Here is a 14,122-nt window from a genome sequence, read left to right on the forward strand (position 1 = left end):
TTGGATTTTCCGGAAAATGACCAAGTGGCATTAAAGCGGAATGTGATTGTTGTCGAGAGGCATGGGCGTGACACAAGCAACCGGAGAGTGTCCCATGTTCTTCAGCTGTTGCGTGTGGTCGGGACGCCGTGCGGCGCGAGAACGGGCACGAAGACACGGCGGGAGGCGCGGGCGGCGACCGGCAAACCCTGATAGAGCCGCTTCTGCGCCTCGACGATGATGACACCCGAAAAGGCTGGCCATAAAGTGCGGCCGATCCGCTCGAAAGCGCGGCGAAGGCGCAGGATGGTTCTGAGTTTCGAGGGCGGAAAGAACAACGCTTCGGCGGTCGCACCCGGCGTGAAATTCGTCTCGCGCAGCAGATGCGTCAGCTGACCGCGGGAATAGGGCCGGCCCGAGCCGAAGGGCGTGTGTTCCATGCGGGCCCAGACCCCGCGCCGGTTCGGCACCACGATAACAAGCCGCCCGCCCGGTGCCAGCACCCGCCAAAGCTCTTTCAGCGTCTCGCGCGGGCTTTCCGCAAACTCGAGCGAATGCACCATCAGCACCCGGTCGATCGAGGAATCCGGCAGCGGTAGTTCCTCATCGAAAATCAGCGTCGTCGACGACAGCGAGCCCATCGGCCAGTTCACCGCCCCCTGTCCGGCCGGCATGAAGGCGAAGGTGCGTTCGGTATCGGCCTGGAATCGATCGAGGAACGGCACGGCATAACCGAGTCCGACGAGACGCTCCTGTGGCAGGCGCACCCAGAGCGAGGAGAGCGCCATGGCGATCGACTGCTCGGCAAGACGCCCGAGGTCGGAGTGGTAGAACTGACGAAGGTCGACGATATCTGCGTGCATCGCGATAAATGTTATCAGCGGGCGGTTGGACTTCAAGGCCGGAGTCTCTACATTCCCGCGAGAGTCGTGGGACAAGGGATTGTTTAAAGATGAAACCTTTGGAATTAGACGTTTTTCTCTGCCGCACCGACAATTTCGGCGTGCTCGTGCACGATCCGGAGACAGGATTTACCGCGTCGATCGATGCGCCGGAGGAGGCGCCGATCCTGGAAGCGGCAACACGGCGCGGCTGGAAGATCACCCACATCTTCACCACGCATCACCACACCGATCATGTCGCGGCAAACCTGACGCTGAAGGAGCAGTTCCGCTGCGAGATCATCGGCCCGATCAACGAGGCCATCGCCATTCCCGGTCTCGACCGAACGATGGCCGATGGCGACAGCTTTCTTTTCGGCGATCACACGGTCAAGGTCATTGAAACCCCCGGTCACACCGCCGGTCACATCTGCTATCACTTCGTCGACGACAAGCTGCTCTTTGCCGCCGACACCCTGTTTGCCCTCGGCTGCGGCCGCCTTTTCGAACGCCCCGCCGCCGACATGTGGCATTCCCTGCAGAAGCTCGCGGTCCTGCCGGACGAGACCGCTGTCTATTTCGGCCACGAATATACATTGTCCAACGCCCGCTTCGCACTGACGGTCGATCCCGACAATGAGCGCCTGAAAAGCCGCGCTGCCGAGATCGAAGCTCGGCGCGCCGAAGGCAAATTCACCATCCCCACGACGCTCGGGCTGGAAAAGGAAACGAACCCGTTTCTGCGCGCCGCCGATCCCGCGATCCGCCGCAATCTGATCATGGAAGGCAAGACGAACGAGGAGGTCTTTGCCGAGATCCGGAAGCGCAAGGACAATTTCTGATGTCGCCTGAGAAGATCATTCGCGAGCTCGGCATGCAGCCGCATCCCGAAGGCGGCTGGTACGTGCAGACGTTCCGCGACAAGGCGGGTGGAGAGCGCGGCCATTCGACGGCGATCTATTATCTGCTGACAAAAGGACAGCGTTCGCACTGGCATCGCGTCCATGACGCGGTCGAGGTCTGGCATTATTACGCCGGCGCACCGCTGGCTCTGCACCGCTCGCAGGACGGGATGACAAGCGAAACCCTGACGCTCGGAACAGACCTTGCCGCCGGCGAGCGGCCGCAGGCAATCATCCCCGCCAATTGGTGGCAATCGGCCGAACCGCTCGGTGACTTCGCCTTGGTCGGCTGCACTGTCTCGCCCGGCTTCGAATTTTCGAGCTTTGAGATGGCGCCGGCGGATTGGAAGCCGGGCGACTGAGGGCTACTCCGCTGCCGCAGAATGCGCCGGAATTTTGCGGCGGAACATTTCCTGGGCGGCGAGCACCGCTCCACCGGTGACGAGCAGGCAGGCGAGAGCAACGCGCCAGCTCGGCTCGGCAAATCCGAACAACGTCAGGATGAGCGTCGAAAGCAGCGGCGCGGCATAGCTTGCCGCGCCGAGAATCTGGATATCGCCATTCTTGACGCCGTAATCCCAGGCATAGAAGGCCGCCCCGACCGGGAAGAGGCCGAGCCCGACGACGGCCACCCATTCGACGCTGGTTTCCGGCCAGACAGTCACCTCCAGGCCGAGATGGCTGAAGAGGGACAGGATGGAGGTCGCAAGGCAGAAGCCAGTGACGACATCTGTGGAGACAGCTTCGAAACGCCTGGTCAGCAGCGAATAGCCCGACCATGTGAAGGCGCAGAGGAAGGCAGCCCCATAACCGACCGCGTAGGCGCCGTCAAAATCGATGCCGTTGCGGCCGACGATCAGGAAGGTGCCGCAAAGCCCGGCAAGCGCGCCCGCCACGTGATACCAGCGCAACCGTTCGCCCGGCAGCAGCGCTGAGCCGACCACGATCAAGAGCGGCCATAGATAGGCGATCAGTCCCGCCTCCACCGCCGGCGCGTTCCTGAGCGCGGTGAAATACAGGAAATGATAGCCGAACAAGCCTGCAATACCGGTTATCCAGACCTTTGGCGGCTGCTTCAGCAACGCCAGCCGCGCCGGATTGAGGACAAGCATGACGAGGCCGGGAATGCTGCCGATCGCAAAGCAGACGGCCGAAAGCTGGAAGGGCGGCATCTTTCCGGAGCCGGCCGTCAGCAGTGCCAGGAACGACCACATCAGAATAGCCGTAAAACCGACCACCGTGGCACGAAGCTTCACCTGTCCCCCTTCACGGAGGCGAAAGCTCCGTCAGCTGACACTGCCATATTTGACGGCAGTGATCGTCACCATTCCATATTCCGTGGGAATGCGCACATAGACCGGAGCATATACATTGGCCGCCTCCGACTTGGCAAACCAGATCTCCATGCGGTCGCTCTTGCTGAGATAGTCGATGTCCTTGCGGCCTTTTTTGTAGCCGGAGCGCGGCACGAAGCGCACGCCGCAGACGACTGCCTTGCCCTTGAAGCCCTCGGTCGAAAAATCCTCGTCGCCTTTCGGCGAAAGCACGAGGTCCATGCGCGTCTCGCCGTCGAAGATCGGCAGCGTCTGCGCGCAGACCTTGGTATCCCCGGTGAAAACAAGGCCGGAGATCGGATCGAGCACCGAACGCATGTCGCCCGGCGTGACGTCGATCCAGTTCTTCGGCCGTTTCGGCGGCGGCGTCGTCGTTGCCGAGATGATGTTGCCGTTGCGATAGCTGACCTCGTAGACGCGGGCCTTTTTGCCGCTCTTGTAATAGAGCGAATATTTCAGCGCCTGCAGCCGATCGTTACGGACGACGCCGGTGACGCTGGTCTTTGCCGAGATCGTCTTGACGAGATCGGCAAGCCCGGCGGATTTGATATCGCCGGCAATCTTGTAAGAGTGATCGTCCTCGATCTGCGTCAGAAACGCCGCACGCGCGATCGGCAGGCCGGCAAGCGTCACCCGATAGACGGTCTGATGCTGGATTTCGGCCGCCGATGCCGGTATGGCAAGGAGTGCGGCGATGGCCGAAATGAAAATGCGTCTGCCCGAATGAGCCATGAGTGAAGCCTTGTCTTGCCGCGCGCCGGCAGCCCTGCCGAACGCTCTATACTCCTGCCGTAAAGAGAAGAAAACAGCAGCTTTTTGACAGAATTGCGGGAAAGGCCAAGGTTTGGCTTGACGCGCGCAGCCTCTCTGACTATAGAACCGCAACTTTCCAATCATGCCTGTTGGATTGCGAGCCCGGTTTTGCCGGGGATAACAATTCGATGGCCCGAGAAAAACAAGAATAGGTGTTCAATGTCCCGCGTGTGCGAATTGACCGGCAAGGCCGTCCTGACTGGTAACAATGTCAGCCATGCCAACAACAAGACCAAGCGCCGGTTCCTGCCGAACCTGTGCCAGGTAACGCTGATCTCCGACGCTCTCAACCAGCGTTATCGTCTTCGCGTTTCGGCTGCGGCTCTTCGCTCCGTCGAACATCGTGGCGGCCTCGATGCCTTCCTGATCAAGGCAAGCGAAAACGAACTGTCGATGCGCGCGCGCCTGCTGCGCCGTCAGATTGTGAAGAAGACCGCCGAAGCCGCTGCTGCGTAAGCTTCTGACCTTCTTTCATACGGCTTCAAAAGGCTTGGACGGATGATGCCGGACAAGCCTTTTGCTTTGCCTGGGCACTCCAACTGGTGGCATCACCCAGGATAAAAAAATGCTGAAGACCCGCTATACGCTTGCCTATGTCGCACTGATGACGCTTGTCGTCGTCGCCTCCAACTTCCTCGTCCAGTTTCCACTGAACGCCGAAGTCGCGGGTATCAACTTGGCCGACATCCTGACCTGGGGCGCCTTCTCCTATCCGATCGCCTTCCTGATCACCGATCTGACCAATCGTCAGTTCGGCCCGAAGGCAGCCCGCAAGGTCGTTTTTGCCGGGTTCGTCGTCGGCGTGACGCTGTCCTTCTTCACCTCGGTGCCACGCATCGCCATCGCCTCCGGCTCGGCCTATCTCGCCGGTCAGTTGCTCGATATCGCCGTTTTCAACCGCCTTCGCCGCCAAGCCTGGTGGCGCGCGCCGCTTTTGGGCTCGCTGATCGGCTCGGCGCTCGACACGGTGATGTTCTTCTCGTTGTCCTTTGCCGCGTTTTTCGTCTTCCTCGGCCCGAACGAGCCCTTTGCGCTCGAAGCAGCTCCTGTCCTCGGCGTCTTTGCCGTAGAGGCGCCGCGCTGGATTTCCTGGGCGATCGGCGATTTCGCCGTCAAGATGATCGTCGGCCTTGTGATGCTGCTGCCTTACGGCGCGCTGATGAACGTGCTGCGGCCGATGCAGCCCGCACGCGTCAGCTAAAGCCTTTCAACGGCGCTGCCGGACCGCTCCGGCGGCGATTGCGGGATGCAGCAGAACCTCTGCAGCCAGATCATCGATCTCTCGTGACGAATCAAGCCGCAAGACCGGGGCCGTCTGCGTTTCCAGCCATTGCTCATGCGCTGCAAGACTGCGGCGTTCCGGACCGGCCGTGTCGTAACTTGCCGCCCATTCCATGAATTCCCCGCTTTTGATTTCCATGTCACCGCCGTGCCCGATCCTGTCTCCGTAGCGGGCAATCTCCCGCGCGCGGATCCGCGCCATCCGCAGCTCCGGCTCGATCCTGAGAAACACGATCAGTTCATAGAAAGGCTCGATCTGCCTCGCCCATTTCAGCGCCGATCCGGAGAGGACCCAGCCGTCATGCCGTGCCGCTTCTGCAAGCAGCAGCCGAATGCGTTCGTCGGCGTCACGCGGCGTCGTGAATGGCGGGTCGGTCCGCAGCCAGAAGAAATCGTCAGTATCGAGATGGGCGATATCGAGCCGTTCGGCAAGCGTATGACCGAGCGAAGTCGTGCCGGAACCGGATGCACCCATGATATGAATATGCACCATGATTGTCCCTCCGAAAGCTGCTCTCGACGCGACAATGGCATAGCCGGGACATGTGACGTCAATCTGACGCCGCGCTGAGCATGCGGCTATCGGAGAGCCGGAATTCCAGCATCAGATTGCGCTGCAGGATCGAATGGTTGTCGTCCGACACCATGATGATATGGGTCGTGCCGTCGGCGGCCTGAAACACGTCAAGCCCTTCCATATTGTCGATCTGCGAGTTGAAAGTGCCTTCGAGCAGCAACTCGCCATCAACGACGGCCTGCGGCCGGATATTGGCGCCTTTGATGCGCCGAAGCCGCATGCCGATGCCTTCGGCCATGTTGAAGCGCCGCTCCAGGAGCAGCAGGTCGCCGTCCGGCAGGAAAGCACCGTCGGTGACGTCGAAGCTGCCATCGCGTTTGATCGAGAACAGCCCTTTCAGCGGGCCGCTGAGAATAGCCGCCATCCGATTGCCCTCGCTGTCGAGACCGCGCTCGGAGACGATGACCACGCCGCTCTTCAACGGACTGGAGGCGGGTGCCACGGCAATGGTTTCGATACCGCGATTGTCGCTCAGCATCTTGCGCGGGATGAGGATCGGCAGGGTCGCGGTCGCGCGCGCTTCGGCGAAGCCGGGATCGGGATAAACGTCGACGCGATGATTTTGCTCGAAAGAGACCAATATTCGATCGCCATCGAGCGCCACGCCCTCTGCATCCATTTGGGCTTTGCCCTCTCGGCTACGGCCGGCGCGGTCCTTGATCGGGGTGATCTCGACAGCCGAGAGGCCCGAAAGCCTGCCCCTGGCATCGCGCTCGATGCTGCCGGTCAGCCACTGGCCGGTATCGAGCACGACGATGAAGTGTTTCTGGTCCTGCCGGAAACGGATGGAGGAAAGCGAGCCGAACAACGCTCGGCTGGAAACCATCTCCAGCCCGCCGAGAAATTCCAGCGAGCCGAACGTCGTCTCCGACGATCCGATCCTGAAATCGCTAATTTGCCGGCTAATTATGGGTATCTCGTCGCCGGCCATAGCCGCGGAAGCTCCCCCTGCCAGGCAGAGCGGGATCGATGCCGCGCGGCACAGGCGCTTGACCATCATTCCATATGTTTCCTTCCCGCGTCAGCCGGCGCGGCGTAACCGGCCGCCGCGAGGCTGGGCGGATTGATCTTCGAAGAGCGAGGCGAGCTGTTCGGTCATCGCGCCTGCAAGCTCGTCCGCATCGACGATCGTCACGGCGCGGCGATAGTAGCGCGTTACATCGTGACCGATGCCGATTGCCAGCAGTTCGACGGGCGAGCGCGTCTCGATCTGCTCGATGACGGCGCGCAGATGCCGCTCGAGATAATTACCCGGATTGACGGACAGCGTCGAATCGTCGACCGGCGCGCCGTCCGAGATCATCATCAGAATGCGGCGCTGTTCACGGCGGGCGAGCAGGCGGTTATGCGCCCAGATCAGCGCCTCGCCGTCGATGTTTTCCTTGAGCAGGCCTTCGCGCATCATCAGCCCGAGATTGGCGCGTGCCCGCCGCCACGGCGCGTCAGCCGATTTGTAGACAATGTGGCGAAGGTCGTTGAGACGACCCGGCGTCTGCGGCTTGCCGCCGGCAAGCCAGGTTTCACGCGCCTGCCCGCCCTTCCAGGCTTTCGTGGTGAAACCGAGAATCTCGACCTTGACGCCGCAGCGCTCCAGCGTGCGGGCGAGAATGTCGGCGCAGGTGGCGGCTACCGTGATCGGCCTGCCGCGCATGGAGCCGGAATTGTCGATGAGCAGGGTGACGACCGTATCGCGGAACTGCGTGTCCCGCTCCATCTTGAAGGAGAGCGGCTGCATCGGGTCGATGATGATGCGCTGTAGCCGGGCCGTATCAAGATAGCCCTCCTCCAGATCGAAATCCCAGGAGCGGTTCTGCTGTGCCATCAGGCGGCGCTGCAGCCGGTTGGCAAGGCGCCCGACCGCGCCCTGCAGATGCGCCAGTTGCTTGTCGAGAAAGGCGCGCAGGCGCTCCAGCTCGGCGGCGTCGCAGAGTTCCTCAGCGGTGATGATCTCGTCGAACTCTTCGGTATAGACGTGATAATCGACCTTTTCGTTGAAATCGGCAAACGGCGTATTCGGGCGGCGGGTCTCGCCAGGCGTTTCCGAATCGTCCTCGCCCTCTTCCATCATGTCGTCGTCGGAGATTTCGGCGCCTTCAGTCTCGCCGTCCTCCATCTGCTCGTCGGAAACCTCGCTGTCCTCGACCGGGGCGGCATCGGTGCCGGCATCCTCGTCGACCTCGTCCTGGTCCTGCTCCTCGCCGCTCGGCTGGTCTTCCTGCTCCGACTGATCGTCATTGTCAGCTTCGCTGTCGTCGTCGCCATACTCCTCGGCCATTTCCATCGCCGACAGCATGTTGCGGACGACCTTGGCGAAGGCCTGCTGGTCGTTTATCGCACCCGACAGGTTACCGAGTTCAGCCCCCGCCTTGTCTTCGATGAAACCGCGCCAGAGATCGAGCACCTTGCCGGCGGAGGCAGGCGGACGCTGGCCGGTCAGCTTCTCGCGCACCATCATGGCGACGGCTTCGCCGATCGGCGCGTCTTCCTGGCGCTCGATGCCGGTGAAATTCGCCTTGGCATATTTCTCTTCCGTCATGGAACGCAGGTTCGCCGCCACGCCCTCCATGCGCAGCGTCCCGATCGATTCGACACGCGCCTGCTCGACCGCATCGAAGATCGCTCGGGCATCGGAGCCCTGCGGCGCCATCGTCGTATGCATCCTCTCGTCATGGCAGGCGAGGCGCAATGCCATGGAATCGCCTAGCCCGCGGGTGACCGCCAGCTCATGCGCCGTCGGCCGCTTGGAAAGCTCCGGCAGCCGGATGCGCTCGCCGGTCATACCAGGCCGTTCGTTGGCGAAGGTCACCTCGATATCGCCGACGCCGGCGATCGAGCGGACGCAGCCGGATATCGCCCGGCGCAACGGCTCGACGTCGACGGGCGCACCGGGCTTTGCTTTCGAATTGTCACCGCGAGCTGCCATGATCGGTCGGGCCTCAGGTTCCGAGGACGATGTTGGCAGCACTTTCCTTCAACTCCACGCCGAAGGCGCGCTGATAGTGCTCGGCGACCAGCGGGCGCTCCAGCTCGTCGCACTTGTTGAGGAAGGTGACGCGGAAGGCAAAGGCGAGATCGCCGAAGATTTCGGCATTCTCGGCCCAGGTGATGACCGTGCGCGGGCTCATGACGGTCGAAAGATCGCCGTTCATGAAGGCGGCGCGCGTCAGATCGGCAACGCGGACCATCTTCGAGACGATCTCACGCCCTTCCCTGTCCTTGCCGAAGCTCTTCACCTTGGCGGCGACGATATTCACTTCGTGATCATGCGGCAGGTAGTTCAGCGTCGTGACGATCGACCAGCGGTCCATCTGCGCTTGGTTGATCTGCTGCGTGCCGTGATAAAGGCCGGTGGTGTCGCCGAGGCCGATCGTATTGGCGGTCGCAAACAGGCGGAAAGCCGGATGCGGCCGGATGACGCGGCTCTGGTCGAGCAGTGTCAGGCGGCCTGACGATTCCAGGACGCGCTGAATGACGAACATCACGTCGGGACGGCCGGCATCATATTCGTCGAAGACGAGCGCGACATTGTGCTGATAGGCCCAAGGCAGGATGCCGTCCTTGAACTCGGTGACCTGCAGCCCGTCCTTGACGACGATCGCGTCTTTGCCGACGAGATCGATACGACTGACATGGCTGTCGAGGTTGATGCGCACGCAGGGCCAGTTGATGCGCGCCGCCACCTGCTCGATATGCGAGGATTTGCCCGTGCCGTGATAGCCGGAGATCATCACGCGGCGGTTATGCGCGAAGCCTGCGAGAATGGCGAGCGTCGTCTCGCGGTCGAACAGGTAGTCGGGATCGAGATCCGGCACATAGGCGTCACCCTTGCTGTAGGCAGGAACGCGGATGTCGGAATCGATGCCGAAGGTCTCGCGGACCGAAACGGTAGTATCGGGCAGTTCTGAAATATCGAGGTCGATCTTGCTCATCATGTCTCCAAGGCGGGTGAAGCCACCCGGCCAAACTGTCTTAGGCCATGTCGCAACCGTGACGCCGCGATTTTATTCCGCGCCCGTCCAGGTCGGAACGTCGGCGATACTTCTCCGGGACTGAGACGAAACCTCGGCGGGATGATGACCGCGTGCGAGCATTCTTGAAAGAGTCCCGGACAAGAAACGCCGCGTCCGGAAGGTCGGCCGAGGCGATGTCGGGAAAACACGCAGATAGGAGCCGCGTTTGCCTGCGGCCTCAGCCGATTTGGACCATACCCGATTGAAGCCCAAGAGCAAGGACGGGAATTAACAAAAACCGTTCTGCTTCAACAATTGATACGCCTGGATGACGGCGCGGAAACGCTCTTCCGAGCCGCGGTCGCCGCCATTGGCATCCGGATGGTGCTTCTTGACCAGCTCCTTGTAGCGGCTCTTGATCTCCGCCGAGGTCGCGTTGGCGTGGAGACCCATCGTGTCGAAGGCTTTGCTTTCGAGCGATTTCAGCTTGCGCGCCTGGGGAAAGCGCGGCCCGCTGCCCTTGCCGCCTTCCTTGACGAAGCCGAAGGGATCGCGAACGCGCGAGTAGGCGCCGGAGCGCACCTCGGAATGCAGCGGGCTGTCCTTGGCCGACTTATTGACGCCGACGGTCCATGTCGGTCGATGGCCGGTGATCGCCTCTTTCTGGTAGCGCGCGATCTCGCCGTCCGAAAGGCCGGAGAAATAATTATAGCCCTTATTGTATTCCTTGACGTGCTCGAAGCAGAACAAAAAGAACTGGCCTTCCGCATTGCGCCCCACCGGAGCGCGATGCGCACCTTTCTTATCGCAGCCGTCCCATTGACAGGTAGGCGGCGCCTGCTCCGTCTCCTGCTCGCGTTTGCGGCGTGTGCGGATGCGATCGAAGTATTTTGAATCAAGTCTCATGGCGGCGCTAATTATGGGGCTGTCGCGAGACGACAACAAGAATTGACAAATGGGAATGTTGCTGGCTTGGTGGGAACCCTTTTCGCGAAGCAGCAAGACCGGATGATGACCCTGCGGACCCGCATCGAAGAAAAACTTATCGAAGCCTTCGCGCCCGAACGCTTGAGCGTCATCGACGAAAGCCATCTGCATGCCGGCCACCAGCCTGACATCACGGGCACCGGCGAAACCCACATGCGGGTGAGGATCGTTTCGGCAAAATTTACCGGCCTCTCCCGCCTGGCGCGTCACCGGGCGATCACCGATCTGTTGAAACCGGAGCTCGATGCCGGCCTGCACGCGCTGACCGTCGAACCGGCGGCACCTGGTGAACCCACCCGCTGGTAGCGGCACAGCAGCCTATATGGGTATAGGGCGCAGGCAATCCAACCGGATCACACCGGTTTTGTGTCGTCTTCCTGCGCGGGGCGGATGCGCAGCTTGGTGATGCGGTTCTTCTCCCGCTTCATCACGACGAAACGTTTGCCGTAGAAGGTAAAGGCCTGACGCTCTTCCGGGATGGTCATCGATTCATGGATGACAAGGCCGGCGATGGTCGTCGCCTCCTCGTCGGGCAGGTTCCAGTCGAGCGCGCGGTTGAGATCGCGGATCGGCACACTGCCATCGACGACGACAGAGCCGTCCGCTTCCTGACGCACGCCCTGCATCTCGATATCGTGCTCGTCGGAAATGTCGCCCACGATTTCCTCGAGAATATCCTCCAGCGTGACGATGCCCTGCACCTCACCATATTCGTCGACGACGACGGCGAAATGCTGCTTGCGGCGCAGAAAAGCGTTGAGCTGGTCCTCAAGATTGGTGCTGTCTGGCACGAACCACGGCTTCTGCGCCATCTTCACGATATCGAGATTCTGCGGCTCCATGTTCGGCTCGGCCAGGGCCCGCAGAAGATCCTTGGCGTGGACGACGCCGATGATGTTGTCGATCGTGCCGCGCCACAACGGCATGCGCGTATAGGGACTTTCAAGAATAGCGCGCACCACCGCTTCCGGCGGATCGTCGGCATTGATCGCCCGCATCTTGGTGCGGTGGACCATGATGTCTGATAGCTCCAGCTGGCTGAGGTCGAGCACGCCGCCGAGGCGATCGCGGTCGGCCTTCACCACCGATCCCTCGCGGTGCAGCAGATCGACGGCGCCGCGCAGCTCCTCATGCGCCGTCAGCATCGAAACTTCCCGCGAAAGATTGATGCCGAACAGCGCCAGGATCTGTCGCACAACCGCATTGACGAAGGAGGACACCGGGCCGACGATAGCGACGAACAGTCTGGTGGGAAATGCGACCGCCAGCGCGAAGCGTTCCGGCGCCGAGATCGCCCAGCTCTTCGGCAGCACCTCCGCGAAGATGACGAGGATGATGGTCATGGCGAGCGTCGCCAGCGCCACACCCGAACTGCCGAACAGCCCGAGAAAAAGGCTGGTGGCGATCGAGGAAGAGAGGATGTTGGCAAGATTGTTGCCGATCAGCAGCGTACCGATCAGCCGGTCGCGCCGTTCGATCAACTGCCTGACGAGGCCGGCGCGTTCATCGCCGTTGACCTCAAGCGTATGAATGCGGCTGCGCGAAACGGCGGTGAGCGCCGTCTCGGTGCCGGAGAAGAAGGCGGACGTCAGCACGAGCGCCGTGATCGAAAGGATCTCCGGCCAGTATGTCGCAAGAAACGCCAAAGCGCCTTCGATTGTCGTCAAGGATGTTTTTCCCGGAGAAAACTGAGCACTTCGGATGCCGGAACATCGTCGGCGACGAAGGACTGACCGATGCCGCGCGTCAGGATGAAGGTGAGCTTGCCGCTCTTGACCTTTTTGTCCTGCGCGATCGCATCCATCAGCGATTCAGCCGGCGGCAGCTCGCCCATGATATCCGCCATGCGGGTCGGCAGGCCGACTTCCTTCAGATGCCGCTCGACGCGCTGCGCATCGTCTGGGCTCGCAAGGTTCATTCGTGCGGAAAATTCATGCGCCAGCACCATGCCGATCGACACGCCCTCACCATGCACCAGCCGGCGGCTGTCATAAGCGGTCGCCGCTTCCAGCGCATGCCCGAACGTATGGCCGAGATTGAGCAGCGCCCGCTGGCCGGTTTCCCGCTCGTCGGCAACGACGACATCGGCTTTCGCCTGGCAGCTGGCAGCGATGGCCTCGATGCGGGCCGAGCCGCCCGTAAACACCGACTTCCAGTTCGCTTCCAGCCAGACAAAGAAATCCGGCTTGTCAATCAGCCCATACTTTGCGACCTCGGCGTAGCCTGCGCGGAATTCCCGCCCGCTCAGCGTATTCAGCACATCCGTATCGGCCAGGACCAGGTCCGGCTGATGGAAGACGCCGATCAGGTTCTTGCCGTGGCGGGAATTGATGCCGGTCTTGCCGCCGACGGAGGAATCGACCTGCGCCAGCAGCGAAGTCGGCACCTGCACGAAGCGCACGCCGCGGCGGACGATGCCGGCGGCAAAACCCGAGAGGTCACCGATGACGCCGCCGCCGAGCGCGATCACGCAGTCGTTGCGCTCGACCCTGGCTTCAAGCACCTTGTCGCAGACATCAATGAGATGTTCGAAGCTCTTCGTCTTTTCGCCGGGCGGCAGCACGACCTCGGCCGAGACGACACCTGCCGCATTGAGGCTCGCGACGACGGCCTCGAGATAGAGCGGAGCGACGTTTTCGTCGGTGATGATGGCCGCCTTGCGGCCTTTGAGACGCGAGGCGATCTCGGCGCCGGCCCGCGCAATCAGCCCTGGCCCGATCAGGATGTCATAGGCGCGCTCGCCGAGCGGCACATGCACCGTCTGGACTGATGAGGTGGAGCTTATCGCATTCATGACGCTGCACTTTCTTTCTGTTCGACCACAGCCTTCAGCACCTCGTCCGCCATGATTTCCTTGCGCACATCACGCGAGAGTATGGTGAGGTCTGCCTGCGCATAGATCGGGTAACGCGCCTTCATCAGATTTTCGAGGGTCTGCTTGGGATTTTCGGTCTTGAGCAGCGGCCGCGTGTCACGCTTGTTGACCCGCTCCCAAAGCACGTCGAGATCAGCCTTCAGCCAGATCGAAAGCCCGCCCTTTTTTATATGCCTGCGGGTGCGGTCATTGATGAAGGCGCCGCCGCCGGTGGAGACGACGCGCGGTCCGCTCTTCAGGAGCCGCTTCATCACTCGCGTTTCCAGCGCCCGGAACTCTTCCTCGCCATAGGCTGCGAAAAGTTCGGCAATGGTCATGCGCGACACCCGCTCGATCTCATGATCGCTGTCGATGAAGGGAATGCCGAGTTGGCTGGCGACGATCCGCCCGACAGAGGATTTCCCGGCGCCCATCAGGCCGACGAGGATCAGATTGCGTGAACCGAGCGCAGCGCGAGCTCTGTCTTTCAGGCTGTCAGCAACGGTCAGCAGTGGTTCACTCATCGGTCCATTCACACTTTGTTTGCAAACCGTATCGACAAAT

16 protein-coding genes are annotated in these 14,122 nt (G+C 61.6%); 5 read left to right on the forward strand and 11 right to left on the reverse strand.

What is annotated here, in order from left to right:
- Nucleotides 1-101: 101 nt before the first annotated feature.
- Nucleotides 102-878, reverse strand: a complete 777-nt coding sequence (locus PH551_RS23840) for a class I SAM-dependent methyltransferase (protein WP_088390792.1) — start codon at nucleotides 876-878, stop codon at nucleotides 102-104.
- Between the two features lie 53 nt (nucleotides 879-931).
- Here PH551_RS23840 and gloB point away from each other — a divergent pair, with 53 nt between their 5' ends.
- Both gloB and PH551_RS23850 read left to right on the forward strand, forming a co-directional pair.
- The gene (gene gloB, locus PH551_RS23845) at nucleotides 932-1,702 is read left to right on the forward strand and encodes a hydroxyacylglutathione hydrolase (RefSeq protein ID WP_285195297.1); all 771 of its coding nucleotides are present in this window, start codon (nucleotides 932-934) and stop codon (nucleotides 1,700-1,702) included.
- Nucleotides 1,702-2,124 carry a cupin domain-containing protein gene (locus tag PH551_RS23850; RefSeq protein WP_285195298.1) on the forward strand — a complete coding sequence of 141 codons (423 nt, stop codon included), beginning with the start codon at nucleotides 1,702-1,704 and terminating at the stop codon, nucleotides 2,122-2,124. Before gloB ends, PH551_RS23850 begins: the two co-directional genes overlap by 1 nt.
- Nucleotides 2,125-2,127: 3 nt before the next feature.
- Here PH551_RS23850 and yddG read toward each other — a convergent pair whose 3' ends face one another.
- Together yddG and PH551_RS23860 are read right to left on the reverse strand one after the other, a co-directional pair.
- Entirely contained in the window at nucleotides 2,128-3,018 is an 891-nt protein-coding gene (gene yddG, locus PH551_RS23855; RefSeq protein ID WP_285195299.1) for an aromatic amino acid exporter YddG, read from the reverse strand.
- A gap of 30 nt (nucleotides 3,019-3,048) precedes the next feature.
- Nucleotides 3,049-3,828, reverse strand: a complete 780-nt coding sequence (locus tag PH551_RS23860) for a DUF3108 domain-containing protein (protein WP_285195300.1) — start codon at nucleotides 3,826-3,828, stop codon at nucleotides 3,049-3,051.
- 240 nt (nucleotides 3,829-4,068) lie between these two features.
- On the opposite strand from PH551_RS23860, the gene rpmB reads away from it, so the two are divergent.
- Nucleotides 4,069-4,365 carry a 50S ribosomal protein L28 gene (gene rpmB / locus PH551_RS23865; RefSeq protein ID WP_008527777.1) on the forward strand — a complete coding sequence of 99 codons (297 nt, stop codon included), beginning with the start codon at nucleotides 4,069-4,071 and terminating at the stop codon, nucleotides 4,363-4,365.
- Between the two features lie 109 nt (nucleotides 4,366-4,474).
- Nucleotides 4,475-5,110 (forward strand): queuosine precursor transporter, encoded by a 636-nt coding sequence (locus tag PH551_RS23870; protein WP_285195301.1) that lies wholly within the window; start codon nucleotides 4,475-4,477, stop codon nucleotides 5,108-5,110.
- Between the two features lie 6 nt (nucleotides 5,111-5,116).
- On the opposite strand, the gene PH551_RS23875 is transcribed toward PH551_RS23870, so the two are convergent.
- From PH551_RS23875 to PH551_RS23895, 5 genes are all read right to left on the reverse strand, one after another.
- The gene (locus tag PH551_RS23875; RefSeq protein ID WP_285195302.1) at nucleotides 5,117-5,683 is read right to left on the reverse strand and encodes an ATP-binding protein; all 567 of its coding nucleotides are present in this window, start codon (nucleotides 5,681-5,683) and stop codon (nucleotides 5,117-5,119) included.
- A gap of 58 nt (nucleotides 5,684-5,741) precedes the next feature.
- Entirely contained in the window at nucleotides 5,742-6,767 is a 1,026-nt protein-coding gene (locus PH551_RS23880; protein WP_285195303.1) for an esterase-like activity of phytase family protein, read from the reverse strand.
- A gap of 21 nt (nucleotides 6,768-6,788) precedes the next feature.
- On the reverse strand, nucleotides 6,789-8,690 hold the full coding sequence (cobT, locus tag PH551_RS23885; protein WP_285195304.1) for a cobaltochelatase subunit CobT: 1,902 nt from the start codon (nucleotides 8,688-8,690) through the stop codon (nucleotides 6,789-6,791).
- Nucleotides 8,691-8,703: 13 nt separating this feature from the next.
- On the reverse strand, nucleotides 8,704-9,696 hold the full coding sequence (gene cobS, locus PH551_RS23890) for a cobaltochelatase subunit CobS (protein WP_285195305.1): 993 nt from the start codon (nucleotides 9,694-9,696) through the stop codon (nucleotides 8,704-8,706).
- Between the two features lie 309 nt (nucleotides 9,697-10,005).
- Nucleotides 10,006-10,623 (reverse strand): J domain-containing protein, encoded by a 618-nt coding sequence (locus tag PH551_RS23895; RefSeq protein WP_085779650.1) that lies wholly within the window; start codon nucleotides 10,621-10,623, stop codon nucleotides 10,006-10,008.
- A gap of 102 nt (nucleotides 10,624-10,725) precedes the next feature.
- Between PH551_RS23895 and PH551_RS23900 the strand changes: the two genes are divergently transcribed.
- A complete protein-coding gene (locus tag PH551_RS23900; protein ID WP_285195306.1) occupies nucleotides 10,726-11,010 on the forward strand; it encodes a BolA family protein in 285 nt (94 codons plus the stop codon).
- Between the two features lie 47 nt (nucleotides 11,011-11,057).
- On the opposite strand, the gene PH551_RS23905 is transcribed toward PH551_RS23900, so the two are convergent.
- Genes PH551_RS23905 through PH551_RS23915 form a run of 3 tightly spaced genes read right to left on the reverse strand, consistent with a single transcriptional unit; the run spans nucleotide 11,058 to nucleotide 14,082 of the window.
- Nucleotides 11,058-12,371 (reverse strand): HlyC/CorC family transporter, encoded by a 1,314-nt coding sequence (locus PH551_RS23905; RefSeq protein ID WP_285195307.1) that lies wholly within the window; start codon nucleotides 12,369-12,371, stop codon nucleotides 11,058-11,060.
- Nucleotides 12,368-13,498: a 3-dehydroquinate synthase gene (gene aroB, locus PH551_RS23910; protein ID WP_285195308.1), complete on the reverse strand. Its 1,131-nt coding sequence runs from the start codon at nucleotides 13,496-13,498 to the stop codon at nucleotides 12,368-12,370. Before aroB ends, PH551_RS23905 begins: the two co-directional genes overlap by 4 nt.
- The gene (locus PH551_RS23915; protein WP_085779653.1) at nucleotides 13,495-14,082 is read right to left on the reverse strand and encodes a shikimate kinase; all 588 of its coding nucleotides are present in this window, start codon (nucleotides 14,080-14,082) and stop codon (nucleotides 13,495-13,497) included. Before PH551_RS23915 ends, aroB begins: the two co-directional genes overlap by 4 nt.
- Nucleotides 14,083-14,122 lie beyond the last annotated feature (40 nt).

Source organism: Rhizobium atlanticum, from assembly GCF_030182485.1.
In the GTDB taxonomy this organism is placed as follows: domain Bacteria; phylum Pseudomonadota; class Alphaproteobacteria; order Rhizobiales; family Rhizobiaceae; genus Rhizobium.